Here is a 25235-nt window from a genome sequence, read left to right as displayed (position 1 = left end):
TCACGGGCCGACCTGCGACCCGTCCGGCGCGACCGCGTACCAGACCTCGTTCACGCCCTGACCCTTGACGTCCCCGGGCGCCATGTCCTGCGCGAACAGGTAGACGGGACGTCCGTCGATCGTCACCTGGTACTCGCCGTCGGGCGTCTCGATCGTCCCGAGCTCGCCGGTGACGCCGTCGGCCACGACGTTCTCGGACGCCGCGTAGACGGGCGGCCAGGCCGTGAGGCAGTCGCCCGTGCACGCGCTCGTGCCGGAGCCCGGCGTGTCCTTGAGGAAGTAGTAGACGGTCATTCCGTCCTTGTCGACGACGACCGACCCGAGGCTCGTGTCGGCCGTCATGAGGTCGGCTGCGCCCGCCGAGGCGTCGTCGGACGGTGTCGACTCGGTCATCTCGTCGGTGGTCGCCTCGGTCTGCGCGCCGGCGTCGTCGTCGCCGGAGCCCGAGCAGCCGACCAGCGTGGCGGTCGCGACGAGGCCGAGCGTCGTGAGCAGGATGGAGCGTCGCACGGTGGTCCCCTCTCCCCGGGGGAGCGGGTCCGCGCCGGGCGGTGCGGTGTCGCGGGCTCCCCGTGGAGTCCACGGGCGGGTGACGTCTGCGGTTCACCTGAACCCGGAGCCGGTGCGGTCCGTGGTGTGGATGACTGGACGGGAGGTGGGACGCGCGTGGACGACGACGCGGACGAGCTGCTGCGCGCCCTGCACGCGACCTACGCCCGCCCGCTGCACCACTACGTCGTGCGGCTCACGGGTGATCACGAGCTCGCGCAGGACGTCGTGCAGGAGGCGATGGTGCGCGCGTGGCGGCACCCCGAGGTCATGGCGCGCGACGACGACGCCGCCCGGGCCTGGCTGTACCGGGTGACGCGGAACCTCGTGATCGACGACCGGCGCAGCGCCCGGCACGTGCGCGAGCACGTCACGGAGCAGACGCCCGACGTCCCGACGCCCGACGGGACGCAGGCCGTGCTCGACGCGTGGCTCGTCGCCGACGCCCTCACGGGCCTGTCGGCGGAGCACCGGGCCGTGGTGGTCGGGGCGTACTACGGGGGGCGGTCGGTCGCGGAGCTCGCCCGCGAGAACCAGATCCCGGAGGGCACCGTGAAGTCGCGGCTGCACTACGGGCTGCGCGCGCTGCGGCTCGCGCTGCAGGAGAGAGGGGTGACGTCATGACCGGCCGCGACAGCGCCGACCGGCCGGACCTGCCCGCGGACGACCCGTTCCGCGAGTGGGACGCGGCGTACGTGCTGGGGGCGCTCGGACCGTCGGACCGTCGACGGTTCGAGGAGCACCTCGCGGGCTGCGACGCGTGCCAGGACCGTGTCGCCGAGCTCGCGGGGATGCCCGGCATCCTGCGCGCCCTGCCGCCCGACCAGGCCGCGGTGCTCCTGAGCGCGGAGCCGTCCGACGTCCCGGAGGCGGAGGTCGTCGACCTCGCGGCCGTCGCCGGACGTGCTCGGGCGACGCGCCGTCGTCGCCGGCTCGGGACCATCGCCGTGGCCGCCGCGGTGGCCCTCGTCGCGGCCGTCGGAGGTGCGTGGATCGCCCGGACCGTCGCCCCCGCGCCGGTCACGGCGCAGGCGTCGCACCTCGCGCTGCGACCGGTCGGCAGCGTCGACGTGACCGCGAACCTCACGATGCAGCAGAAGAACTGGGGCACGCGCCTCGACTGGTCGTGCGAGTACCCGGCACCGCCGGCGGACTACACGCTCGTGTACGAGCTCGTGCTCGTCCAGGCCGACGGGACGGCGACCGTCGTGGCGACGTGGTCGTCGCACAGCGGCCAGGCGCGCGGGCTGGGCGCGTCGTCGAGCATCCCGGCGGACGACATCGCGCGCGTCGAGATCCGGCTGCAGGGCGCGGAGGACCCGCTGGCCGCCGCGATGACCTGACGAGGCTCAGCCTGCGGCGACCTCGTCGTCGGCGACGACCAGCGGCGTGCCGCCGGTGATCGCGACGAGCTCGTCGAACGTCGTGGGGAAGATCGAGTGCGGCGTCCCACCGGCGGCCCACACCTGGGCGTGCTCGTCGAGCGCTACGTCGACGACCGTCTCGAGCAGTGCGGGGTGCCCGACGGGCGCGACGCCGCCGATCGCCTGACCTGTCGCGGCGCGCACCTGGTCGGGTGTCGCACGCACGATCCGCTCGCGCCCGAGCCGGCGCGCCAGCCCGAGGGTGTCGACGCGGTGCCGACCGCTGGTCAGCACCAGCAGCGGCACACCGTCGGCGAGGAACACGAGGCTGTTCGCGATCGCGCCGACCGGGCAGCCGAGCGCGGCGGCGGCCTCGGCGGCCGTGCGTGCCGAGTCGGGCAGCACGGTCACCTGCCCGGCGACGCCGGCGTCGCGGAGGGCGTCGGCGACCCGGCGGGCGGACGGGGGCAGGGTCTCGGTCACGGGCTCTCCGGTCGGGGACGGCGGCGGCGCGGCTGGAGCCGCACGTTGGGCAGGGCGGGCGCGGGGATGCGTTCGGGCCCGTGGCCGACGACCGACCCGAACCGGTCGGCGGCGTCGGGCGACTCCCAGGCGGCGCGGGCGGCGGCGATGTCGGCGTGCGACCGGCCGACGAAGTTCCACCACATGACGAGGTCGTGGTCGAACGGCTCGCCGCCGAGCAGCATGAGGCGGGCCCCATCAGCCCCGGCGCGCACGACGACCTGGTCGCGGCCGTCCCCGAGGTAGAGCAGCGGCCCGGGCGCGACCTCGACGTCCGCGACCGTCGCCCGGCCGGCCAGCACCAGGACGGCGTGCTCGAACCCGCGCTCGAGCGGCAGCACGACGTCGTGGCCGGGGCCGACGACCACGTCGGCCCCCAGCAGCGGGGTGTGCACGCGCGCCGGCGACCGGGCGTCGTCGATCCCGCCGATGAACACCGACGCGCGCGCTCCGCGCGCCTCCCACACCGGCACGTCCGTGACCTGCTCGAAGGACCGCGCGCCGTCCGCGACGTCGTCGGGCAGCGCGACCCACAGCTGGACCCCGTGCAGCGGCGCGGCGTCGCCGAGCGTGAACTCGGAGTGCGCGACGCCGTGCCCGGCGGTCATGAGGTTGAGCTGTCCCGGCCGGACGACGACCTCGGACCCCACGGAGTCGCGGTGCAGGATCTCGCCGACGAGCGGCCATGTCACCGTCTGCAGCGCGGTGTGCGGGTGGGGGAGCACGCGCATGTCGACGGACTGCGGGCCCATCTCGTCGAGGAAGCACCACGCGCCGACCAGGGGGAGCGCGCGCTGCGGCAGCGTCCGGCGCACCTGCATCGCGCGCACGCCCCCGAGCGGGACCTCGCGCGCCTCGTGCAGCTCGGCGACGGGGCCACGCATCCCGAGCGCCTCGCACAGCGCCTCCTCCGGGCGCACGTCCAGGTTCGTCATGGCTCCACTGTGCCTGACACGCCGACCTGTCGGGGACACCTCACACCCGGCGCGGCTCGGGCGTCTGCACACTGTGGGCGTGAAGCAACCGTTCGAGCGGGTCGTCGTCGAGCACGGCGCGACGGTGCTACGCGTCTGCCGGTCGGTCCTGGGACCGATCGACGCCGACGACGCGTGGTCCGAGACGTTCCTGTCGGCGCTGCGTGCCTACCCGGACCTGCCGGCGGACGCGAACGTCGAGGCGTGGCTCGTCACCATCGCCCGGCGGCGCGCGGTCGACGTCACCCGGCGCGCCGCCCGCCAGGCGGTCCCGGTCGCCGAGCTGCCCGAACGCACCGCGCCGACCGACGGGCGCGACCTGGACCTATGGGCGGCGCTGGCGGCGCTGCCCGACAAGCAGCGCCGTTCCGTCACGTACCACCACCTCGGCGGGCTGCCGTACGAGGAGGTCGCGGCGGTGCTGGGCGGGACGGTGGCCGCGGCACGACGGGCGGCCGCCGATGGCATCGCCGTCCTGCGCCGGACGTACCCGCGCTTCGCGGAGGAGGGAGAGTCACGATGACGACCACACCGGCCCCGGTGACGGGGGAGCAGCTCACGCGGCTGCACGCCGACCTCGTCGCGCGCGCGACCGCGGACGGGCTGCTCGACGTCGCGTACCGCACGGTCGACAGCCCGGTCGGTCCGTTGCTGCTCGCCCGCACGCCCGCGGGTGTCGTCCGCGTGGCGTTCGCCGTCCAGGACCACGAGCGGGTGCTGCAGGACCTCGCGGAGCGGGTCAGCCCGCGCGTCCTCGAGGCCCCGCGCGCGCTCGACGACGTGGCACGCGAGCTCGACGAGTACTTCGCCGGGGCCCGGCTGACGTTCGACGTCCCGGTCGACCTGCGCCTGACCGCGGGCTTCCGGCGGTCCGTCGTCGAGCACCTGCCGGACATCCCGTACGGACGCACCGCGTCCTACGCGCAGGTCGCCGCGTCGGCGGGCAGCCCCCGTGCCGTGCGGGCGGTCGGGACCGCGTGCGCGCTCAACCCCGTGCCGCTCGTCGTGCCGTGCCACCGGGTGGTCCGTTCCGACGGGACCCCCGGCCGGTACGCGGGTGGCGACGCGGCGAAGCAGGCGCTGCTCGAGCTGGAGGCGCGCGTCGGACGCGCGGCGTAGCGTCGGCCGCATGTGCCGGAACATCACGACGCTGCGCGGGCTCGAGCCGCCCGCGACGACCGAGGAGATCGAGGCGGCCGCCCGCCAGTACGTGCGGAAGGTGACGGGCGTCCAGTCGCTCAGCGACTCGACGCGCGAACCCTTCGAGGCCGCGGTGGCCGAGATCGCGGCGATCACCGCGCGGCTGCTGGACGAGCTGCCCGCGCGCCGCCAGCCGCCCACGACGGTGCCGCCCCTGCGCCGCCCCGAGGTGCAGGCGCGCATCGCCGCACGGATCGCGGCACGCGAGGAGCACGAGCGCGCCCACGAGCTGGGGCTGCCGCACACGCACGAGGACGACGACCTGCACGACGACCTCGACGAGGTCGCGGCCGCGCGCTGAGCCCCGCACGAGCCGTCCCCGACGGGGTCGGGGCGCTGACGGTTGGTCGGGCCGTGCGGCACGGCCCTTGCGCACGACAGGCGGCGCGCGCGAGGAGCGTCGCCCGCGACGGGGACGGTCAGGCCAGGGGGTCGGTCGCGTCGCCCGCGACGACGTGCGTGCTCACGAGTCGCGGGATGCCCGGGGGCGCGACGGCCGACAGCGCGAGGAAGCGCGCCTCGGCGCGGTGCAGCCGGATGTGCTCGTCGAGCGTCCAGGTGGGGCCGTTGGTGAGCTGCATGCCGCACGCGCACGCGATGGTGACGTGCCCGTCGGGCGTGGTGTCGACGAGCCCGACGGTGGTGTGGTCGGTCGCGGCGCGCACCTTGGCGCGGCGCATCTCGGCGCTCACCGGCACGACCGGCGTCGCCGCGTCGTGGACGGTCATGGCGTTCCTCAGTGGTCGGTGGCGACCCGCTCGTCGACGAGCTGGTCGAGCTCGAACGACTCGTCCCAGTGCGCGCCGCCGAGCGACGGCATCATCGCACGCAGCTGCGGGCGCCAGCCCTCGACGCGCTCGGGGAAGCAGCGGTCCAGCAGGTCGAGCATCGTCGCGACGGCCGTCGACGCGCCGGGGGAGGCGCCGAGCAGGCCGGCGATCGAGCCGTCCGCGGAGGTGACGAGCTCGGTGCCGAACTCGAGCACCCCGCCCTTCTTCCGGTCGCGCTTGATGACCTGCACGCGCTGGCCCGCGGTGATGAGCTCCCAGTCGCGCGGGTGCGCGGTGGGCATGAACGCACGCAGCGTGCGCAGCCGGTCGGTGTCCGTCGCGGTGACCTCGCTGATGAGGTACTTCAGCAGGTCGAGGTTCCGGACGCCCACCGCGAGCATGGGGATGAGGTTGTCCGGGCGGATCGACTTCAGCAGGTCGAGCCACGATCCGTGCTTGAGGAACTTCATGCTCCAGCCGGCGTACGGGCCGAAGAGCAGCGCGGTGCCGCCGTCGACGACGCGGGTGTCGAGGTGCGGGACGGACATCGGCGGCGCGCCGATGTCGGCCTTGCCGTACACCTTCGCCTGGTGCCGGGCGACGATCTCGGGGTTCGTGGTGCGCAGGAACTGCCCGCTGATCGGGAAGCCCGCGAAGCCCTTCGCCTCGGGGATGCCCGACTTCTGCAGCAGGGGCAGCGCACCGCCGCCGGCACCGATGAACACGAAGCGGGCCCGCACCCGGCGGGTCTTGCGGTTGCCGTTCCAGCGGCGGTCCTTGATGCGCAGCGTCCAGGCGCCGTCGCGGCCCTGACGCAGGCGCGTGACCTCGCTCTCGACGTGCAGGCGCGCGCCGCGGCTCTGGGCGTCGTCGAGCATCGAGCGCGTGAGGGCGCCGAAGTCGACGTCCGTGCCGGAGCTCGCGCGCGTCGCGGCGACGGGCTCGGCCGGGTCGCGGTCGTCGATGAGCAGCGGCGCCCACGCGGCGATCGTCGTGGGGTCGTCGCTGAACTCGAGGTCCGAGAAGAGCGGGTGCGCGCGCAGGGTCTCCCACCGGCGGCGCAGGTAGTCGACGTTCGCCTCGCCGCGCACGAAGGTCATGTGCGGGGTCGAGGAGAGGAACCCGGTCCCGCCGGGGAGGCGGCCGTTCGTCGCGAGGTGGTTCCAGAGCTCGCGCGAGAGCTCGAACTGCTCGTTGATCGTGACGGCCTTGGCGATGTCGATCGTGCCGTCGGCGCGCTGCGGCGTGTAGTTGAGCTCGCAGAGCGCGGCGTGGCCGGTGCCCGCGTTGTTCCACGGGTTCGACGACTCCGTCGCGACCTCCGCGCGGCGCTCGTGGATCTCGACGGTCCACGTCGGCTCGAGCGTCGTGATGAGGGCGGCCAGGGTCGCGCTCATGATCCCGCCGCCGACGAGGACGACGTCCACTGTCTCTTCGCGATGCGCCACGATTCGAGCGTATGTCGACGTCGAGAATCTCTACAGCGAGGGACGTGTGACGTTCGTCTCTCTCGTCCCATGACTTCGGACGGGTCGTGGGACGACCGACCGGGGTGGCGAGCCGCGCGTGTCGCGCGGCCCGCCACCCCGTCACGCGGTGCGTCGGACGTCGGTGCTGGGCGCGGGCGTCAGCCCGCGGCGCACGCCGTCCCGTTGAGCGTGAACGTGGACGGCTTCGGGTTGCTGCCCGCGTGCGAGCCGTTGAACCCGATGTCGACGCTGCCCTTCGCGGGGATCGCGCCGTTCCAGGGCGCGTTCGTCACGACGACGGACTGCCCGGTCTGCGCGAAGCTGCCCGACCACCCGTTCGTCACCTGCTGCGACGACGGGAAGGTGAACGCGAGCGTCCAGCCGTTCATCGTCGCGGACCCGGTGTTGGTGATCCGGACCGACGCGGTGAAGCCCGTGTTCCAGTCGTTCGTCGTGTAGCGCACGGAGCAGCCGGTGGGCTGGACCGTGGGCGTGACGGTGGGTGTCGGGGTCACCGTCGGCGTCGGTGTCACCGTCGGCGTGGGCGTGACGGTGGGCGTCCCGGTCGGGGTGACCGTGGGCGTGGGTGTGACCGTCGGCTCGCTGCCCGAGGTGTTCCCGACGACGATCCCACGCCCGTTGGTCCCGACGTAGACCCGCCCGAACACGTCCGGGTCGCCCGTGATCGCGGCGCCCGTCCACGCGTACTGGTGCTCGTCGTCGTTGATCCGCACCCACGTCGCGCCCGCGTCCGTCGAGCGGAAGAACCCGCGCACGCCGTCCAGCTTCGACGTCGTGTAGATCGCGGGGTACGTCGCGCCCGGGGCCGCCTTGCCGAAGCCGACCGCGCCGCCGTCCTCGAACCCGGGAACCTTCGTGAACGTCGCCCCGGAGTCGGTCGACCGCCACAGACCCGTCTCGCCGGCGAGCCAGACGTGGCCCTGGTGACCGGGAACGGCCCCGAACCGGACGTTGCCCGTGGTCGGGAAGCCCGTCGCGGCCGAGGCCGTGAACGTCGCCCCGCCGTCGGTGGACCGGTAGAACGTCCCGTCGGCGAACGCGTAGAACGTCGAGGCGTTCACGCGGTCGGCCTCGACGCGGGCACCCGCGGGCACCCCCGTCGACGGGGTCCACGACGAGCCGAGCGTCGTCGAGCGGTGCACGCCGGTCCCGGCGGGGCTCCACACGATCGTGCCGCCGTCGGCGGACATCGCGACGGTCCCGCCGCCCGTCACGCCGGCCGGCTGCTGACTCGCCCACCACGACGACCCGGACGAGGTCGAGACGCCGATGTGCGACTCGACGGTCCCGTCGACGGCCTGCCCGACGCGGACCATCGTCGCGGGCTTCGCCTCGGCGAAGTCCACGCCCGTGACCGAGCCGTGGGTCGGCTGCGTGTACATCTGCGACGGGACCTTCGTGATGTCGGTGTGCACGAACCCGCCGACGTCGCCGAGCCCGGAGACCAGCTCGACGGCTCCGGGGGGAGCCGCCAGGTCGAGCACCGCGGTCTCCTCGATGCCCTGCGCCTTCACGCCGATCTTGACCGTGCCGCCGGTGTCCCACGCGGTGAGGTTGCTGCCGCCGTAGACCGTCGCGCCGGTGCCGTAGAGGAACCTGTCGGAGTCGAACGGGTCGATCTCGAAGGACTCCGTCATCCAGCCGAGCTTGACGAGCGGTTCCGGCGGCGTCGCCGACGTCTTGCCGAACGTGAGCCACGGTGCGCCGGAGTGGTCGAGCTCGTACCGCAGCGAGCGGTCCGGGTAGCCGGCCCAGTCCCAGATCCGGCTCCACGTCGCGCCGCGGTCGGTCGACCGGAACACCACGATGTCCGGCCACCAGGAGATCTGCGTCACGACCATGAGCGTGTCGGGGTCCTGCCGGTCGATCGTGAGGCCGGAGTACCCGAAGTACTGGTCGCTGCTCGACGAGGGGACGGGGGAGACGTTCGTCCACGTGCCGGTCGCGGCGTCGAGTCGCCACACGTCGCCGTGGCCGCCGTCGTACGGGCCCCCCGTGTCGCTGGTCGCGAGGTAGAGCTGCTTGCCCTTCGCGTCGTAGACGCCCTTGTGCGCGATGTACCCGGTCGGCTGGCCGGGGATCCGCTGCCACGTCGCGCCCGCGTCGGTGGACCGGTAGACGGTGTTCTCCTTGTCCGCGACGCCGACGTAGATCGTCCTCGAGGGGGAGCCCTTGGTGCCGCTCGCCGGGTCGAACGTCACCCACACGACGCCCTGGATGCTCGTCAGGTAGTCGTTGGTCGACGTCGGGTCCTGCACGTAGTTCCCGGGGTTGGTGAACGAGCTGACCTTGGCCCACGTGACGCCCGCGTCGGTGCTCCGCCACAGCCCGTTGCCGCTCTCGGTGCCGAGGTAGAGGACCCGGTTGTCGTTCGGGTCGACCTGCAGCCGCTCACCCATGCCGCGCCCCGGCATGTTGCCGCCGACCTTGAACGGCAGCATCGTCTTCCGCCAGGTCTCGCCGCGGTCGCTGGAGCGCAGGACCGCGCCGTTCTGCGGGTCCCAGCTGTTCGTGTACGTGCCGACGGCCGCGTAGACGTTGTCGGGGTCCACCGGGTCGGTCGCCAGGCTGAGGACGCCCGTGTGGCTCCACTCGTCCCAGCCGACGTGGTCGAGCAGCGGGACCCAGCGCTGCGTGCGCTGGTCGAGGCGGTAGGCGCCGCCGATGTCGGTGCGGGCGTAGACGAGGCCCTTCTCCGACTGGTTGTAGACGATGCCGGGGACGAAGCCGCCCCCGACGATCTCGACGTTGCCCCACGTGTATGCGGGGTCGGCGGCGGTCGCGGGGGAGCCGAGGGCGACGGCCGTCCCGGCGCCGGCGACGAGGGCGGCCGCGAGGACGGCGCCCGCGAGGCGCCGAGGCCGGCCAGGCCGGTCGGGAGAGCTCTGAGCAGGGACGCGCATCCGCTGCACTCCTTCGTGAAGGCGGTGGTGTGCCCGCCGGGCGTGGGTCGCCCGGCCGGTCGTCCCCGTCGCCGGACGGGCTCACGGCGAGCCTCGGGCGACGGGTGGCGGCACGGTATCGAAGCGCTTCGAGAGCAGGTCAGGGGCCGAAACCTTTCGCCGGTATGCCGGGGTCAGGGCGCAGCCGGCGTCCGACCCGCGACGACTCGCCGGCCATCCCGTGGTCCGCGGGTGCGACCGGGCAGGACCAGGGGTAGAAACCTCCCATGAGCCGCGACCTGACCTCCGACCCCGCCGCCGAGCACCTCGCCGAGCCGCCGCTCCCCGAGGCGGAGCTGGCCGCCGCCGACGCACGCTCGGGCGGCGACCCGACCCGCGCGCCGCGGTCGCTGCACGCCGTCGAGATCGAGGCCGACGACGAGGCCATCGCGAGCGGCGAGGACTGGGACGACCCGCAGCGCCTCTGACCGAGCCGGGACGACGCAGCGGCCCGCGCCACCGGGGAGGGTGACGCGGGCCGCTGCGTGCGTGCGCGCGGTCAGTCCGTCAGGCGCTCCTCGGCCTGGACCGCCCGGCGCAGCGCGAAGCCGTCGGGCCCCTGGAGCACGGGGATGCCCTCGTCCTGCGCACCCTGCTCCGCGTCCAGGGACTCGGGCGTGGGGGTGGGCAGGCCGTGCGCCAGGACGTGCTCGCTGAACGTCAGCTGCCGGAGCAGGATCGCCTCGACGTGGTCGGGGTGGTGCTTGGCCGCCCCGGCGTAGATCTCGGGGTCCCGCTGGCCGTCGTCGCCGACGAGCACCCAGCGGACGTCGGGCAGCTCGTGGAACAGACGCCGCAGCTGCGCGACCTTGTGGGCCCGGCCGGAGCGGAACCAGCCCGTGTTCGTCGGGCCCCAGTCCGTCAGGAGCAGGGGGCCGGCCGGATAACCGTGGCGACGCAGGAACCGCGCGATGGCCGGGGCCGCGTTCCACGCGCCCGTGGACAGGTACACGACCGGCATCCCGGGGTGGCGTCGCCGCAGGTCGGCGTACAGGTCGTTCATGCCCGGCACGGGCTCGCGGGCGTTCTCGTGGCGGACCAGCACGTTCCACGCCGCCACCAGCGGACGCGGCAGGCGCGTCACCATGACGGTGTCGTCGATGTCGCTCACCAGACCGACACGCGTCTGCGGGTCGACGATCATCACGGGCGCCTGGGCGGTCGCGCCGTCCTCGCTCGTGAGCGTCACGTGGTGCCAGCCGGGGGAGAGGTCCGCGTCGAGCACGACGTCGAGGTAGCCGCCGCGGTCCGTGACGACCTCGTGCTCGAGGTCGCCGACCTGCACGCGCAGCGGCGCGCCCGCGACCTCGGCGGTCGCGAACGAGCGCCATCCGCGCACGGGTGCCGCGGGACTCGCCTCGACGTGCGCCTCCGCGCCCGCACCCGGCAGGTCATCGGCACCGACCTGCGGCGGTGCGAGCAGCGAGCGTGCCATCACGCGCACCCAGCCGGGCGCCCCGTACCCCGCGAACGCCTCGATGCGGACGGTCCACCCGCGGCGCTCGAGGACGCCGGCGACGGCGCGGTCGAACGAGTCCTCGAGCCGCGCCGCGACGTGCAGACGCCGCGTGGGGCTCGGCGGCTGCGACGAGCCGGAGGTGCGACTTCCCGGGCGTGCGGCACGGAGCACCGCGCGGGTGACCGCCCGGTGCTCCGTGCCGGTGCTCACGCCGATGCCTTGTCCTTCGCCCGGGCGGCGTCCGCGGAGGCCTTCTCGCCGTCCGCCGAGCCGGTGCTCAGCGCGCCGCCCGCCGACTCGAGGTGCGCGCGCACGAACCAGTGGAACAGCTCGAGCTCGTGCAGGTGGCCGATGAGCAGGTCGTTGGTGACGTCGTCGAGCTCCTCGGTGTCCTTCGCCGCCTGGCGGTGGTCGGTGATGACGCCGACGTAGACCTCGTCGAGCGCGCCGAGGTGGGCGATCGCGCTGTCCCGGCCGATCGAGTAGTCGTCCCAGGTGCGGGCCTTGACGAGCGCGCCCGGCGTCCCGACCGGCGCGACGCCGAGGGTCGCGATGCGCTCGGCGATCGCGTCGACCATGAGGCGGACGGCGTCGACCTGCGGGTCGATCATCTCGTGCACCGCGATGAAGTGCGGGCCCACCACGTTCCAGTGGATGTGCTTGAGCGTCAGGGCGAGGTCGTTGAGCGCGTTGAGCCGCTGCTGGAGGATCTCGGCGAGCTTCGCGCCCTCCTCGGGCGAGAGCGACGGGACGGTGTACTTCGGCAGCGAACGTGCCATGAGGGGACTCCTCCTTCAGCTCGTGGGCACCGGGCGAGGCCTTGCCCGGGCGTCCTTCCACGCTGCCGCAGGACCGGTCCGCCCGCCAGCGGAGCGCGAGGTCAGTCGAACGGGTCCCCGTCACGCTCGAGCCGGTCGGCGACCTCGTCGGGACCGAGCTGCGTGAGCCCGGGACCGATCTCGTCCCACCACCGCGGCGCCGCGACCCGCGGCTCGTCGCGGCCCCGCAACGAGTACGGGGTGATCGTCGTCTTGGCCGGGTGGTTCTGCGACCAGTCGATGAGCACCTTGCCGCCGCGCACGTCCTTGCGCATGACGGCGACGACGAGCGTCGGGTGCTGCTTCGCCACCGCGAACGCGAGGTCGCGCGCGTACTGCCGGACCTCGGGCGCGGTCCGCCGCCCGGGCAGGCGCGCGTACAGCTGCATCCCCTTGCTCCCCGACGTCACCGGCACCGTCTCGTCCAGCCCGTCGTCGCGCAGCCGGTCCGCGACGAGGTGGGCGACCTGCGCGCACTCGTCCAGGCCCGCCGGCGCGCCCGGGTCGAGGTCGATGACGAGCCGGTCGGGGTTCCGCACGCCGCCGCGCGGCCCGACCGTCCACTGCGGCGTGTGCAGCTCGAGCGCGCCCTGGTTCGCGCACCACACGAGCCCGGCGAGGTCGTCGACGAACGGCAGGTCGAGCATCGTGCCCTCGTCGTCGTCGTTGTTCGGTGCCGCGGGGAGCGTCTGGCGGCGCAGCCAGTCGGGCGCGCCACGCGGCACGTTCTTCTCGAAGAACTTCTCGCCCGCCACGCCGTCGGGCCAGCGGATCCGGGTCACGGGCCGCTCGTGGAGCTGCGGGAGCAGCGCGGGTGCGACGCGCACGAGGTAGTTCATGACCTCGGCCTTGGTCGTGCCCGTCTCGGGGTACATCACCTTCTCGAGGTGGGTGACGCGGACCTGGCGCCCGTCCACCTCGACCATCTGCCGCTCCGGCGTCACTGCTGCTCCCAGGGGTCGGGGTCGGTGTCCGTCCGCACGCCCCGGACGACGGGCTGGCGCAGCCGGCCGGTCGGGGTGCGGTTGAGGTAGCGCGTGTCGACGACCACCACGGGAGCGCACCAGCGCGTGCCACGCACGTCGAGCGGTGGCACGTCGTCGTCGAACGGGCACGCGTCGAGGGGCTGCGCCTGGACCGCCCGCTGGAGCGTGGTCGCGAGCGCGCCCGTGAGCCCGCTCCCGGCGCGGCCCAGGTACCGCAGTCGCCCGTCCGCGTCGTGCGCGCCCAGCAGCACCGCACCGAGCCGTCCGCTCCCGGACGTCTCCTCGCGCCAGCCGACGACGAGCGCCGTGCGGTGGTGCTGGTGCGCCGACTTCACCCAGTCGGCCGAGCGCACGCCCGGCCGGTACACCGACGACCGCCGCTTCGCGACGACGCCCTCGAGCCCGTGCTCGGCGGTCACGGCCCACAGCTCGTCGCCGTCCGGGTACACCGGGGACGTCTGGACGCGGTCGGGCAGCGCGAGCGCGTCGAGCAGCGCCCGGCGCTCGTCGTAGGGCTGTGCCGTGACGTCGGCGCCTGCGACGCGGAGCACGTCGAACACGAGGTACGTGACAGGCCTCGACCGCGCGAGCGCCGCGGCACGGCGAGCGTCCCGCACGTGCATGCGCTCCGCGAGCGCCGCGAACGACGGCCGCCCGCCGTCGAGCAGGACGACCTCGCCGTCCAGCACCGTGCCCGGCAGGTCGGCGAGCCCGCCGAGCTCGGGGTACGCCGGGGTGACCTCCCGACCGCCACGGCTCCACAGCCGCAGGACGCCCGTGGTGGTGTCCGCGAGCGCCCGCACGCCGTCCCACTTGACCTCGTAGGCCCACTGCGGCCCGCGCGGCAGTGCGCCCGTCCGGGCTGCTGGGGTGGCGAGCATGGGCTCCACGGGTCCATCCTGCCCAGGTGGTCCGCGTCCGTCGCGGGCTCGCCGGGGCGTGCCCGGACCTGCGGTGCCCCCACACCACGGAGGTGGCTGACGATGCGAGCGATCTGGAAGGGCGCGGTCGCCTTCGGGCTGGTCAACGTGCCCGTGCGGCTGTACGCGGCCACGGGCGAGCACGAGGTGACGCTGCACCAGGTGCACAAGGCCGACGGCGGCCGGATCCGGTACCGGAAGGTGTGCAGCATCGACGGCGAGGAGGTCGAGTACCGGGAGATCGCCAAGGGGTTCGAGACCGACGACGGCGAGCTCGTGGTGCTGACGGACGAGGACTTCTCGCGGCTGCCGCTGTCGACGGAGCGCGAGATCGAGGTCATGGAGTTCGTCCCGGCGGAGCAGGTCGACCCGATCCTGCTGGGCAAGACGTACTACCTGGAGCCGGAGAAGACGGCGGCGAAGCCGTACGCGCTGCTGCGCGGGGCCCTCGAGCAGGCGGATCGGATGGCGGTCGTGAAGGTCGCGATCCGGCAGCGGGAGTCGATGGCGGTCCTGCGGGTGCGGGACAAGGTGATCTGCATGCAGATCTTGCTGTGGCCGGACGAGGTGCGGGCGGCGGACTTCCCGATCCTCGACTCGGACGTGTCGGTGCGTCCGCAGGAGCTCGCGATGGCGTCGTCCCTGGTCGACTCGCTCGCGGCGGACTTCGACCCGTCGCAGTACGAGGACCGGTACTCGGCGGCGCTGGAGTCGCTGATCGAGACGAAGATCCAGACGGGCGACACGCGTGCGGTGCCGGCGCCGGCGGGCGAGGAGGGCGAGACCGGGGGCGGCGAGGTCGTCGACCTGCTCGCGGCGCTGCAGCGCAGCGTCGAGAAGGCGCGGGGCTCGCGGGGCGGTGCCGAGGAGCCGGCGGCGGAGGAGAAGCCCCGGTCCCGGGCGCGCACGGGGACGGACGACGTCGACGAGGGTGACGAGGACGCGTCGGGCGGTGGGGCGAAGCGGTCGAGCGGGTCGCGGTCGTCGAGCAGCGCGGGCTCGTCGAGGGCCTCCGGCACGAAGGCGTCGACGTCGAAGACATCGAGCGGGACGAAGGCGTCGAGCGGGTCGAAGGCGTCCAGCAGCACGAAGTCGTCGAGCAGCACCAAGGCGTCGACGAGCAAGGCGAAGCCGGCGGCGAAGTCGTCGTCGGCGAAGGCCGAGGACGACGCGCCGACGCCGCGACGGACGCGCCGCAAGGCGTCGTGACGGCTGCGGGGCTGCGGGACGACGCGGTCGCGGCGCTGCGCCGGATCGCGTTCCTGCTGGAGCGGGCGCAGGCGAGCGGGTACCGCAGCGAGGCGTTCCGCGCGGCGGCGACGTCGGTCGAGCGGACGGAGCCCGACCGGGTGGTGGCGCTCGCGAAGGCGGGTGCCCTCACGGACCTGCCGTCGGTGGGTGCGCGCACGGCGGAGGTCGTGTCGCTGGTCGTGCGCGGCGAGCCGGTCGAGTACCTGGAGCGGCTGGAGGCGGAGGCGGCGGCTGCCCAGGCACCGGAGCCCGCGGTCGCGGCGCTGCGCGCACGGCTGCGCGGCGACCTGCACTCGCACAGCGAGGCGAGCGACGGGAAGACGCCGATCCAGGAGATGGTCCTCGCGGCGCTCGACCTCGGGCACGAGTACCTGGCGATCACGGACCACTCGCCGCGGCTGACGGTCGCGAACGGTCTGTCGGCGCCCCGCCTGCGGGCGCAGCTGCAGCAGGTCGCGGCGCTCAACAGGGCCGTCGCGCCGTTCACGGTCCTCACGGGCATCGAGTGCGACATCCTCGACGACGGCGCGCTCGACCAGGACCCGGACCTGCTCGACGAGCTCGACGTGGTGGTCGCGTCGGTGCACTCGAAGCTGCGGATGGACTCGCGGTCGATGACGGAGCGGATGGTCGCGGCGGTGCGCAACCCGCGCACGGACGTCCTCGGGCACTGCACGGGGCGCCGGCTGACGGGCCGGCAGCGCCCGCAGAGCGAGTTCGACGCGCGCCGGGTGTTCGAGGAGTGCGCGGAGCACGGTGTGGCGGTGGAGATCAACTGTCGGCCCGACCGGCTGGACCCGCCGCACGACCTGCTGGCGGTGGCGGTCGAGGTCGGGTGCCTGTTCAGCATCGACACCGACGCGCACGCCCCGGGTCAGCTCGACTGGCTGACGGCGGGCTGCGAGCGCGCCGCGCAGCACGCGATCGACCCCGACCGCGTGGTGACGACGTGGCCCGTCGAGCGCCTGCGTGAGCGGTCGCACCGCTGACACGCCCGGTCGGACGTGCGGAACCGCACGGGTGGACGCGTTAGGGTCTGCGCAGCCCCCGGTCACGCGGTGTCGCCGCGCGCCCGACGGGTCCAGGCCCGTCCAGGGTCCGCAGGAACCGAGTCAACAAGGAGCACACATCTCGTGAGCGTCAACCGCACCGAGCTCGTCCAGGCCGTGGCCGCGAAGGCGGGCACCGCCAACGCCGAGGCCGACAAGGTCCTCAAGGCCTTCCAGGAGGTCCTCGTGGAGCAGCTCGCCGCTGGGGAGTCCGTGACGATCCCCGGCTTCCTCGCCGTCGCGCGCGCCGAGCGCTCGGCCCGCACGGGCATCAACCCGCAGACGGGCGAGAAGCTCGAGATCCCCGCGGGCTACCGCGTGAAGCTCACGGCGGGCAGCGCCCTCAAGCGCGCCGTCCAGGGCTGACACCCGACTCAGGGCCGGGTCCGACCGTCGAGGTCGGGCCCGGCCCTGTCTCGTGCGCGTCGACTATGATGCGAACGAGTCTCATGAAGGAGCGGCACGTGATGGCGGTGGTACGGCAGACGCGGCAGCGTGCGGAGATCCTCGACCTGCTCGCGGGGCTGGACGAGTTCCGCAGCGCCCAGCAGCTGCACGAGCTCCTGCGCTCGCGCGGCTCGTCGGTCGGGCTCGCGACGGTCTACCGGGCGGTGCAGAGCCTCACCGAGACGGGCGAGGTCGACGTGCTGCGCACCGAGGACGGCGAGTCGGTGTACCGCCGCTGCGCGCAGCGCACGCACCACCATCACCTGGTGTGCCGGTCGTGCGGCCGGACGGTCGAGATCGACGCAGCCCAGGCCGAGGCGTGGGCCGCGCAGGTCGCCACCGCGCACGGCTTCGACGACGTCGACCACACGATCGAGCTCGTCGGCACGTGCGCCGCGTGCCGCGCGGCCGCCGCGTCCTGACCCCGCCGGGCGTCAGCCCGCCGCGCGCCGCATGAGGTGCGGCACGAGCCACCACGCCGCGCTGAGCACCGCGAGCGAGACGCCGCCGACCACCCACCCCGCCTCGCGCCCGACGACGACGTCGAACAGCAGCATCGCCGCGCCCGCGAGCACGAGCGCCAGGACGACGAGCCCGAGGCGGGCGAAGATGTTCGCGGCCGCGACGAGCTCGGGCTTGAGCCGCTTGCGGAACAGCACCCGGTGCAGGCTCACCGGTGCCACGAGGAGCGCCGTCGCGAGGACCGCGAGCACGACCAGCACGAGGTAGAGGTCCTTCTGGTACGCGTCGAGGTCCGCGAACCGCTGCTGGAAGGGGATCGTGAAGAGGAACCCCGTGAGGATCTGCGTGCCGGTCTGGGTCACGCGCAGCTCCTGCAGGAGCTCGTTCCAGTTCCGGTCCATCCGCTCGGTGTACGTCTCGTTGCGGTCCTCGTCGTGCAGCTGGTCCTGCGCGGGCACGGTGCCTCCTTCGGTCGTGTCGCACGGATCATGCCGCAGCGGCGCCCGGGCCGCGCGACAGGTGTCCCGGGCACTCGTCGGCCCGGGGGAGACTGGGGGAGTGACACGACTCCACGACGCCGACCACCGTGACTTCGCCTCCGACAACTACGCGGGCGCGCACCCCGAGGTGCTCGCGGCGCTCGTCGACGCGAACGGCGGCCACCAGACCGCGTACGGCGCCGACGCGTACACCGCACGGCTCCAGGAGGTCGTCGCGGCGCACTTCGGGGACGGCGCGACGACGTACCCCGTGTTCAACGGGACGGGCGCGAACGTCCTGTCGCTCCAGGCGCTGCTGCCCCGCTGGGGCGCGGTGGTGTGCGCCGAGTCGGCGCACATCCAGACCGACGAGAACGGCGCTCCCGAGCGCGTCGGCGGGCTCAAGCTCCTCACCGTCCCGACGCCCGACGGCAAGCTCACGCCCGAGCTCGTCGCCCGGCAGGCGTGGGGCTTCGGGGACGAGCACCGCGCGCAGCCCGGCGTCGTGTCGATCACGCAGAGCACCGAGCTCGGGACGCTGTACACGCCCGACGAGATCCGCGCCCTCGCGGACCAGGCGCACGACCTGGGTCTGCGGCTGCACGTCGACGGCGCGCGGATCGCCAACGCGGCCGCCGCGCTCGACCTGCCGCTGCGCGCGTTCACGACCGACGTCGGCGTCGACGTCGTGTCGCTCGGCGGGACGAAGAACGGGCTCCTGTTCGGCGAGGCGGTCGTCGTGCTCGACGAGGCGGCCGCGCCCGGCCTGGCGTACCTCCGCAAGATGAACATGCAGCTCGCGTCGAAGATGCGGTTCGTGTCCGCGCAGCTCGTGGCGCTGTTCGAGGACGACCTGTGGCTGCGGTCCGCCCGGCACGCCAACGCGATGGCGGCACGCCTGCGCGCGGGTCTCGACGCGCTCGGCGACCGCGTGCACGTGACGCTGCCGACCCAGGCCAACGGCATCTTCGTGACGCTCCCGCGCGCGGTGTCCGCGGAGCTGCGCCGCACGTGGAAGTTCTACGACTGGCACCCCGAGAGCGGTGAGGTGCGGCTCATGTGCGCGTTCGACACGACCGAGGCCGACGTCGACGCGTTCCTCGCCGAGCTGCGCCGGCTGCTCGACGCGCAGGGCTGACACGACGGCGCCGGTGGCACAGGGCTGAGCCCGTCCCACCGGCGCCGGGGGTGGGTGCGCCGGCCTCCACGTCCGACGCACCCACCGGAGAGGTCAGCGGGTGCAGCTCGCCCCGTTGACCGTGAAGGCGGTCGGCGCGGTGTTCGTGCCGGTGTGCGTCCCGCTGAACCCGATCTCGACGCTCGCACCGGGCGCGAGCACGCGGTTCCAGTCCGCGTTGGTCGCCGTGACCTTGGCACCGGACTGCGCCCACGTCGCACTCCAGCCCTGCGTCAGCGTCTGGCCGGTGGGGAAGTCGAACGCCAGCGTCCAGCCGTTGAGCGCGGTCGTCCCGGTGTTCGTGACCTTGACCGCAGCCGTGAACCCGTTGGACCAGCCGTTGGCCGTGTACGCCACGGAGCACGACCCGGTCGCGACGTCCGGAGCGGTCGACGCCGTGAGCGCCGCCGACGCGGCCGACACGTTGCCCGCCGAGTCCTTCGCCCGGACGGTGAAGGAGTACGACGTGCCCGCCGTCAGGCCCGTCACGGTGTACGACGGCGTGGTCGTCGTCCCGACGAGGGTCGTGCCGCGGTAGACGTCGTAGCCCGCGACGCCCGAGCCGCCGGTGTCGGTCGACGCGGTCCACGTCAGCGGGATCGACGTCTTCGTGACCGTGCCCGCCGTGAGGCCGGTCGGCACGCTGGGCGCGGTCGTGTCACCCGTGCCGGCCGCCGTGCGCACCGACACCGCGGTGGACGCCGCCGACACGTTGCCCGCGCCGTCCTTGGCGCGCACCGAGAACGAGTACGCCGTGTCGGCCGTCAGGCCCGTGACGGTGTACGACGTCGAGGTCGTCGTGCCGACGAGCGTCGACCCGCGGTAGACCTCGTACCCCGCGACGCCCGAGCCGCCGGTGTCGGTCGACGCGGTCCACGACAGCGGGACCGACGACGCCGTGGGCGTGCCCGCCCTCACGCCGCTCGGGACGCTCGGCGCGGTCGAGTCGGACGTGCCGCCGCCCACCTGCGAGATCGAGATGCCGGTCGTCGAGCCCACGCCGCCGAGCGGCACCTCGTGGTCCAGGCCGACGAACTTGCCGCCGTGCTGGAACAGCGTCGGCTTGAGCATCGTCGAGTACTTGACCTCGTCCCACGTCTTCCAGTCGTCGAGCAGCAGACCGCCCGTGTCACCGGAGTTGGGGTTGAGCACCCAGAACGTCTGGCTGAGCTTCCGCTCGGCGATCAGGTCGCGCAGCGCGGCCATCCACTTGTCCTGCCGCGGGTCCTGACCGAGCCGGCCGCCCCACTCGCCGATGAGCAGCGGCGCGATGTCCTCGTCGTGGATGAACAGCCAGTTCGGACCCCAGACGTCGGCGGTCAGCGACGCCTTGTCGAAGTCCTTCTGGAACCACTTCTGGTCGAAGACGAGCGGCCCGTAGTCGTGCGGCGAGTACACCAGCTGGTCCTGGTTCGCCCCGAGGTCGATCGGGAAGTCACGCACGCCCCGCAGGTTCCCGCCCCACCACGTGCCGTAGTAGTCGGTGAGCCCCGTCGAGGTCCACGGGACGCCCTCCTTCGGGTAGATCTCGATCCCCTCGACGAACACGAGCCAGTTCGGGTTGATCGCGAGGATCTTCTTCGACGCCGTCTCGGCGAAGTGCTTGAAGTTGTCCTTGTCGGTCGTGCCGTCCCACTTCGCGCGCTCGGTCGAGCCCTGGGTGCCGTGCGGCTCGTTCTTGATGTCGGCGCCGATGATCGTGTCGTCGTTCTTCCAGCGCGCCGCCGCCCACTCCCACCCGGCGTAGACGTCCTCGGTGGTGATCGAGCCCTTCCACCACACGTTGTAGACGTGCCCGGAGTTGTCGGCCTCGGCGGAGTGCACGTCGAGGAACACCTTGATGCCGTACTTCTGGCACAGCGTGAGGAAGTACTCGAAGATCTGCAGGCTGTTCTTGCCCTCGAGCTCGGGGTTCGCGTACGTGTTCACGTTCGGCTTGAGGAAGGTGCCGGCCTTCCACTCGAGCAGCAGCTGCGTCGAGATCGGCACGCGGACCGTGTTGATGCCCCGGTCGGCCATCTGCTTCGTGATCTCGGTGATGTTGCCGGACCACAGGCCGTGGAAGACGCGCTCGCTCGCGTTGAAGCCGAACCAGTTGACGCCGGAGAGCACGACCTCCTTCCCGGACGCGTCGACGATCGTGTTGCCCTGGACGTGCAGCCAGTCGTCACCGGCGGCGGCCTGCGCGGGTGCGGCGACCAGGGTCAGCGGCGCGGTCAGCGCGGTCGCGGCCAGCAGGCCCGTGACCGCCGCGCGCACGCGGGTTCGGAGGGGGGAGTGCACGTGGTTCTCCTCGGGTCGATCCGGTCCGGCCGGTGGGTCCCGGCCGGACGAGCCCGGTGGTGCAGCCGGGTGGGCACGCGGAGCGGGGGTCCTCCGGGACGTTCCGGAGGACCCCCGCCCGTCATGCGGTCAGTGCGGTGAGCACGTCAGGTCACGCGACGGTGCAGGCCACGCCGTTGAGCGTGAAGGCCGTCGGCGCGTTGTTCGTGCCCGAGTGCGAGCCGTTGAAGCCGATGTCGACCGAGGACTTCGCGGCGAGCGTGGTGTTCCACGCCGCGTTCTTGGCCGTCACGGCCGTGCCCGACTGCGACCAGTCGGCGCTCCAGCCCTGCGTCACCCGCTGGCCGTTCGCGAACGAGAACCCGAGCGTCCAGCCGTTGAGGGCACTGGTGCTGTCGTTCGTCACGCGGACGGAGGCGGTGAAGCCGTTGTTCCACGAGCTGGCCGTGTACTTCACGGTGCAGCCGCCGGTCGGGTTGCTCGGCAGCGTCGAGGCCGACAGCGCCGACGACGCGGTCGAGACGTTGCCCGCGGCGTCCTTCGCCCGGACCGTGAACGAGTACGTGGTACCGGCGGTGAGGCCGGTCGCCGTGTAGCTCGTCGTGGCGCTCGAGCCGATGAGCGTCGTGCCGCGGTACACGTCGTAGCCCGTCACGGCGACGTTGTCGGTCGAGGCGTTCCACGACAGCGGGATCGCCGTGCTCGTCGCGGTCCCCGCGGCCAGACCCGTCGGCGCGGTGGGCGCCTGCGTGTCGACCACGGTGTCCGTCTTCGTCGTCGCGGAGACGGCGGTGGAAGCGGCGGACGTGTTGCCCGCGGCGTCCTTGGCGCGCACCGAGAACGAGTACGTCGTGCCGGCGGACAGGCCGGTGACCGTGAAGCTCGTCGTGGTGGACGTGCCGACCACGGTCGTGCCGCGCAGGATCTCGTAGCCCGCGACGCCGACGTTGTCGGTCGAGGCGGTCCACGACAGCGGGACCGACGTGGTGGTCGTCGTGCCGGCGGTCAGGCCCGACGGCACCGACGGCGCCTGCGTGTCCGTGACGGTGCCCGACTGCGTGGTCGCGGAGACCGCGGTCGAGGCGGTCGAGACGTTGCCCGCCGCGTCCTTGGCGCGGACCGTGAACGAGTACGCCGTGGCGGGCGTGAGGCCCGTGACCGTGTAGCTCGTCGTGGTCGAGGTGCCCACCAGCGTCGTGCCGCGGTACACGTCGTAGCCGGTGACGCCGACGTTGTCGGTCGACGCGGTCCACGACAGCGGGACGGAGGTCGACGTCGTCGTGCCGGCGGTGAGGCCCGTCGGCGCCGTCGGCGCCTGCGTGTCGTTGCCCGGGTCCGTCTGGCCGATGACCGGGTAGGCGTTCTTCACCAGGGTGACGAACTGCTCCTCGAACCACTGGCCGGCGAGCGGCGCGTTCGGCGTGGCACCCGTGAGCTGGTTGTTCAGCTTGGGTGAGACGAACGTCGGGTCGCACATGCGGTCGAACCGCTTGCCCTGGTCGTTCGGGATCTCCGACGACGCACCGTCGGACTCACCCGGGGGCTTGATCCAGACGAACGCGTCGAGGTGCGACGAGGCGTAGCCCGACGGCGAGGCCTCCGGGAAGCGGCCGATGCCCGCGCCGAGCGGGTTGCACCACGCGCCGCGGTGCACACGACGGTCCACGCGGTTCGCGTCGACGTAGGTGTTCACGTCCGTGCTGGCCGTGATGGACGTCGGGCGGTTCGGGCCGCCCCAGCCGTTGCGCGAGGTGTCGATCAGCATGCCGATCGTCGACGGGAAGCCCGCCGCGACCAGGAGCCGGTGCATGTGCGCGGTGTAGTCGATCTCGTCGAAGTCGAAGTTCCACTCGTAGAACTTCGACGACCGGATCGGGTTGTTGTTGATCGTCAGCGACGAGTCCGTGAGCAGCGGCTCCTCGAGCGGCGTCGTGTTGGCGACGTCGGAGACGAAGCCGTCGATCGACGCGAAGCCCGCGGTCGTCGTCTTGGCGACCTCGGCGAACAGCGTCGCGGACGGGCCCGCGTTGCTGTCCCAGCCGAGCCAGCCGGAGTGGCCGATGTCGATGTAGTTGTAGACGTTCGGGATGGCGTGGAGCTTGTCGAGCGCGTACTTCACGCCCTGGCGGTAGTACGGCGCCGACTGCTGGCAGGCGGGCTCGGAGATGTTCGTCACCAGGTTCGGCAGCGAGTCGGGCTCGATCGTCGCGGCGATCCGGATGTTCTCGTACTCCGGGTTGTCGAGCAGGTCCGCGATCGGGTCGATGTACTCGGTCTTGTACCGCGCGAGACCCGCGTCGCTCGCGGGCAGCTCGCCGTTGGACGCCAGCGCGAAGCAGTCGCGTCCCGGCAGGTTGTAGATGACGAGGTTGAAGACGAGCGGCTTGCCCGCGGCCTTCTGCTGCGCGACCGCGTTGTCGAGGTGGAACTTCAGCCCGTTGCCGTCGGCGTTGCCGGTGATCGCGGAGATCCGGTCCATCCAGACGGCGGTGGGCTGCGTCGCGACCGTCCGCATCTTCGCGGCGAGGGTCGGGTCTGCGCTCTGCCGGCCGGCGGCAGCTGTGACCGAGGCGGACCACGTGGGGTTCACGTACTGGACCGCGCCCGAGTAGGGGTTGTCGACATGGGTCGGCGCGGCGCTCGCGCTCGTCGCCAGGGTGGTGAGAGGGACGGCGGCGAGTGCCGTCGCCGTGGCGACGGTCGCCGCGGCGCGTAGCCGCCGCCTCACCGTCGCTCGCTTGCCGTGTGTGGACACGTGGTCCTCCGGGTGTCGATCGGCACACCCGAGCGGACCGTCCCGGTCGGGCGCGAGTCGCCCGGGGGGAGTCCACGGCGACTGGCGGCTACCTCAACACGCAGGCCGATCCGGGCGGCATGGGGCAAATCGTTTAAGCCCCGCGCGTTACCCATTCGTTACCGGTCGACCGCGCGCCGACGGGGGCGAACGTCCTGGTCAGCGGCTCCGCGGACCGGTGCTCCCGCGTACCGCCAGCCCGCCGACCTGGAGCTCGCGACGGACCCGGGTGTCGCCGTCGAGCACCGCGAGCACCGCCTCGCCGGTCGCAAGGCCGAGGTCCCGCTCGGCCGACGGCAGCGTCGTGACCGACGGCGTCGCGAGCCGGCACAGCGCGGAGTCCGAGCCCGCGACCACCGACAGGTCCCACGGCACGGCCAGGCCCGTCCGGCGCGCCACGTCGAGCGCCGCGATGGCCATCTGGTCCGAGTCGAACACGATCGCCGTCGGCGGCCGGCCCGCGGTCAGCAGCCGACGGGTCGCGACCGCCGCCTCCTCGGCCGTGCCGGCGGTGGCCTCGTGCTGCAGGTGCCCGCCCGCCGGGTCGAGGACCCGAGCCAGCGCGCCGACGCGCGATCGCGTGCGCGCGAGCCCCGCGGGTGCGGTGACGGCGGCGACGTTCCGGTGGCCCAGCTCGAGCAGGTAGCGGGCGACGCGCGCGTACGCGTCCGCCTCGTCGACCCGCACGCTCGCGAGGTCGTGGTCCTCGGGCGAGCCGCCCACGACGACCGTGGGGGCACGCAACCGGCGCAGCGCGTCGATCCGGGGGTCCTCGACCAGGACGTCGGTGACGACCATGACGTCGAAGCGCCGCTCGGCCCACCACTCGCCGTACAGGGCGACCGCGGCCTCAGGGCCGTCCACGATCTGCAGCACGAGCGCGAGGTTCCGCGTCGCGAGGACCTCCTGGATCGCGGTGACGAACTCGAGCACGCCGGTCGCTTGCGCCGCGGGGCCGGCGCCCGCACGGTCCACGACGAGACCGACCGCACGCGGGCCCGTGCGCATCGACCGGGCGGCGGCGCTCGGTCGCCAGTTGAACTCGTCGGCGACTCGCAGCACACGCTCACGGGTCGCCGCCGAGACGCCGGGGCGACCGTTCAGGGCGTAGGAGACGACCGCGATCGAGACGCCTGCCGCACGGGCGACGTCGGTGATCGTCGGACGCCTCGGCGCCGGGGTGGACGGTGGAAGCGGTCCCGGTCCCGGAGGGGTCGGAGTGCTTCCATCGGTGGACGAGTCATATGCAGGTGTGACCACGATCACCTAGTGTGTCGCCCGATGCGGCACAATTGCACC

The 25235-nt window shown here is 73.2% G+C and carries 24 protein-coding genes and 1 pseudogene; 11 read left to right on the top strand and 14 right to left on the bottom strand.

Translation table 11 applies throughout. The features are described from left to right. Positions 1-510 (bottom strand): COG4315 family predicted lipoprotein, encoded by a 510-nt coding sequence (locus OMK64_RS03185; protein ID WP_272726526.1) that lies wholly within the window; start codon positions 508-510, stop codon positions 1-3. 156 nt (positions 511-666) lie between these two features. On the opposite strand from OMK64_RS03185, the gene OMK64_RS03180 reads away from it, so the two are divergent. Beyond that, positions 667-1173, top strand: a complete 507-nt coding sequence (locus OMK64_RS03180) for a sigma-70 family RNA polymerase sigma factor (RefSeq protein WP_272726525.1) — start codon at positions 667-669, stop codon at positions 1171-1173. Continuing rightward, positions 1170-1892 carry an anti-sigma factor family protein gene (locus tag OMK64_RS03175; RefSeq protein ID WP_272726524.1) on the top strand — a complete coding sequence of 241 codons (723 nt, stop codon included), beginning with the start codon at positions 1170-1172 and terminating at the stop codon, positions 1890-1892. The genes OMK64_RS03180 and OMK64_RS03175 overlap by 4 nt, the downstream gene beginning before the upstream one ends. A gap of 6 nt (positions 1893-1898) precedes the next feature. Here the strand turns inward: OMK64_RS03175 and OMK64_RS03170 are convergent, their stop codons facing one another. Both OMK64_RS03170 and OMK64_RS03165 read right to left on the bottom strand, forming a co-directional pair. Continuing rightward, the gene (locus OMK64_RS03170) at positions 1899-2396 is read right to left on the bottom strand and encodes a YbaK/EbsC family protein (RefSeq protein WP_272726523.1); all 498 of its coding nucleotides are present in this window, start codon (positions 2394-2396) and stop codon (positions 1899-1901) included. After that, positions 2393-3370, bottom strand: a complete 978-nt coding sequence (locus tag OMK64_RS03165; RefSeq protein WP_272726522.1) for a pirin family protein — start codon at positions 3368-3370, stop codon at positions 2393-2395. The genes OMK64_RS03170 and OMK64_RS03165 overlap by 4 nt, the downstream gene beginning before the upstream one ends. 79 nt (positions 3371-3449) lie before the next feature. On the opposite strand from OMK64_RS03165, the gene OMK64_RS03160 reads away from it, so the two are divergent. Genes OMK64_RS03160 through OMK64_RS03150 form a run of 3 tightly spaced genes read left to right on the top strand, consistent with a single transcriptional unit; the run spans position 3450 to position 4910 of the window. Beyond that, on the top strand, positions 3450-3932 hold the full coding sequence (locus OMK64_RS03160) for an RNA polymerase sigma factor (RefSeq protein WP_272726521.1): 483 nt from the start codon (positions 3450-3452) through the stop codon (positions 3930-3932). Beyond that, the gene (locus OMK64_RS03155) at positions 3929-4528 is read left to right on the top strand and encodes a methylated-DNA--[protein]-cysteine S-methyltransferase (protein ID WP_272726520.1); all 600 of its coding nucleotides are present in this window, start codon (positions 3929-3931) and stop codon (positions 4526-4528) included. The genes OMK64_RS03160 and OMK64_RS03155 overlap by 4 nt, the downstream gene beginning before the upstream one ends. A gap of 10 nt (positions 4529-4538) precedes the next feature. After that, positions 4539-4910, top strand: a complete 372-nt coding sequence (locus OMK64_RS03150; RefSeq protein WP_272726519.1) for a DUF2277 domain-containing protein — start codon at positions 4539-4541, stop codon at positions 4908-4910. Positions 4911-5028: 118 nt separating this feature from the next. Here OMK64_RS03150 and OMK64_RS03145 read toward each other — a convergent pair whose 3' ends face one another. The 3 genes and pseudogenes from OMK64_RS03145 to OMK64_RS03135 form a co-directional block, all read right to left on the bottom strand. Then, positions 5029-5337: a hypothetical protein gene (locus OMK64_RS03145; RefSeq protein WP_272726518.1), complete on the bottom strand. Its 309-nt coding sequence runs from the start codon at positions 5335-5337 to the stop codon at positions 5029-5031. Positions 5338-5345: 8 nt separating this feature from the next. Next, positions 5346-6833: pseudogene (gene mqo / locus OMK64_RS03140) on the bottom strand (malate dehydrogenase (quinone)); the annotation flags it as partial. A gap of 173 nt (positions 6834-7006) precedes the next feature. Beyond that, a complete protein-coding gene (locus tag OMK64_RS03135) occupies positions 7007-9772 on the bottom strand; it encodes a cellulose binding domain-containing protein (protein ID WP_272726517.1) in 2766 nt (921 codons plus the stop codon). Positions 9773-10038: 266 nt separating this feature from the next. Here OMK64_RS03135 and OMK64_RS03130 point away from each other — a divergent pair, with 266 nt between their 5' ends. Continuing rightward, on the top strand, positions 10039-10239 hold the full coding sequence (locus tag OMK64_RS03130) for a hypothetical protein (RefSeq protein WP_272726516.1): 201 nt from the start codon (positions 10039-10041) through the stop codon (positions 10237-10239). A 71-nt stretch (positions 10240-10310) separates the two neighbouring features. On the opposite strand, the gene OMK64_RS03125 is transcribed toward OMK64_RS03130, so the two are convergent. The 4 genes from OMK64_RS03125 to OMK64_RS03110 all read right to left on the bottom strand — a co-directional run bounded on the left by OMK64_RS03125 (position 10311) and on the right by OMK64_RS03110 (position 13955). Beyond that, entirely contained in the window at positions 10311-11480 is a 1170-nt protein-coding gene (locus OMK64_RS03125; RefSeq protein ID WP_272726515.1) for an App1 family protein phosphatidate phosphatase, read from the bottom strand. Next, positions 11477-12049 (bottom strand): Dps family protein, encoded by a 573-nt coding sequence (locus OMK64_RS03120; RefSeq protein ID WP_272726514.1) that lies wholly within the window; start codon positions 12047-12049, stop codon positions 11477-11479. Before OMK64_RS03120 ends, OMK64_RS03125 begins: the two co-directional genes overlap by 4 nt. A 101-nt stretch (positions 12050-12150) precedes the next feature. After that, entirely contained in the window at positions 12151-13032 is an 882-nt protein-coding gene (gene ligD / locus OMK64_RS03115) for a non-homologous end-joining DNA ligase (protein WP_272726513.1), read from the bottom strand. Beyond that, positions 13029-13955 (bottom strand): ATP-dependent DNA ligase, encoded by a 927-nt coding sequence (locus OMK64_RS03110; protein WP_276595521.1) that lies wholly within the window; start codon positions 13953-13955, stop codon positions 13029-13031. The genes ligD and OMK64_RS03110 overlap by 4 nt, the downstream gene beginning before the upstream one ends. Before the next feature lie 102 nt (positions 13956-14057). Here OMK64_RS03110 and ku point away from each other — a divergent pair, with 102 nt between their 5' ends. From ku to OMK64_RS03090, 4 genes are all read left to right on the top strand, one after another. Continuing rightward, entirely contained in the window at positions 14058-15203 is a 1146-nt protein-coding gene (gene ku, locus OMK64_RS03105) for a non-homologous end joining protein Ku (protein ID WP_272726511.1), read from the top strand. Beyond that, a complete protein-coding gene (locus OMK64_RS03100; RefSeq protein ID WP_272726510.1) occupies positions 15200-16234 on the top strand; it encodes a PHP domain-containing protein in 1035 nt (344 codons plus the stop codon). Before ku ends, OMK64_RS03100 begins: the two co-directional genes overlap by 4 nt. Positions 16235-16378: 144 nt before the next feature. Beyond that, positions 16379-16660 (top strand): HU family DNA-binding protein, encoded by a 282-nt coding sequence (locus tag OMK64_RS03095; protein WP_124341208.1) that lies wholly within the window; start codon positions 16379-16381, stop codon positions 16658-16660. An 83-nt stretch (positions 16661-16743) separates the two neighbouring features. Beyond that, positions 16744-17163 (top strand): Fur family transcriptional regulator, encoded by a 420-nt coding sequence (locus tag OMK64_RS03090; RefSeq protein ID WP_272726509.1) that lies wholly within the window; start codon positions 16744-16746, stop codon positions 17161-17163. A 12-nt stretch (positions 17164-17175) separates the two neighbouring features. Here the strand turns inward: OMK64_RS03090 and OMK64_RS03085 are convergent, their stop codons facing one another. Next, complete coding sequence (locus tag OMK64_RS03085; RefSeq protein ID WP_272726508.1) at positions 17176-17661, bottom strand: DUF6328 family protein; 486 nt, start codon at positions 17659-17661, stop codon at positions 17176-17178. Between the two features lie 100 nt (positions 17662-17761). Here OMK64_RS03085 and OMK64_RS03080 point away from each other — a divergent pair, with 100 nt between their 5' ends. After that, on the top strand, positions 17762-18820 hold the full coding sequence (locus OMK64_RS03080) for a threonine aldolase family protein (protein ID WP_272726507.1): 1059 nt from the start codon (positions 17762-17764) through the stop codon (positions 18818-18820). Between the two features lie 93 nt (positions 18821-18913). Here OMK64_RS03080 and OMK64_RS03075 read toward each other — a convergent pair whose 3' ends face one another. The 3 genes from OMK64_RS03075 to OMK64_RS03065 all read right to left on the bottom strand — a co-directional run bounded on the left by OMK64_RS03075 (position 18914) and on the right by OMK64_RS03065 (position 25196). Beyond that, positions 18914-21142, bottom strand: coding sequence for a cellulase family glycosylhydrolase (locus OMK64_RS03075; protein ID WP_272726506.1), 2229 nt, complete (start codon positions 21140-21142; stop codon positions 18914-18916). A 151-nt stretch (positions 21143-21293) separates the two neighbouring features. Continuing rightward, the gene (locus tag OMK64_RS03070) at positions 21294-23897 is read right to left on the bottom strand and encodes a glycoside hydrolase family 6 protein (RefSeq protein ID WP_272726505.1); all 2604 of its coding nucleotides are present in this window, start codon (positions 23895-23897) and stop codon (positions 21294-21296) included. Between the two features lie 198 nt (positions 23898-24095). Next, the gene (locus tag OMK64_RS03065; RefSeq protein ID WP_272726504.1) at positions 24096-25196 is read right to left on the bottom strand and encodes a LacI family DNA-binding transcriptional regulator; all 1101 of its coding nucleotides are present in this window, start codon (positions 25194-25196) and stop codon (positions 24096-24098) included. Between the last annotated feature and the right edge of the window lie 39 nt (positions 25197-25235).

This window comes from Cellulomonas fimi, assembly GCF_028527925.1.
Taxonomy (GTDB): domain Bacteria; phylum Actinomycetota; class Actinomycetes; order Actinomycetales; family Cellulomonadaceae; genus Cellulomonas; species Cellulomonas fimi_C.
Note: the sequence above shows the minus strand (reverse complement) of the source record. Positions and strands in the feature narration are given on the sequence as shown.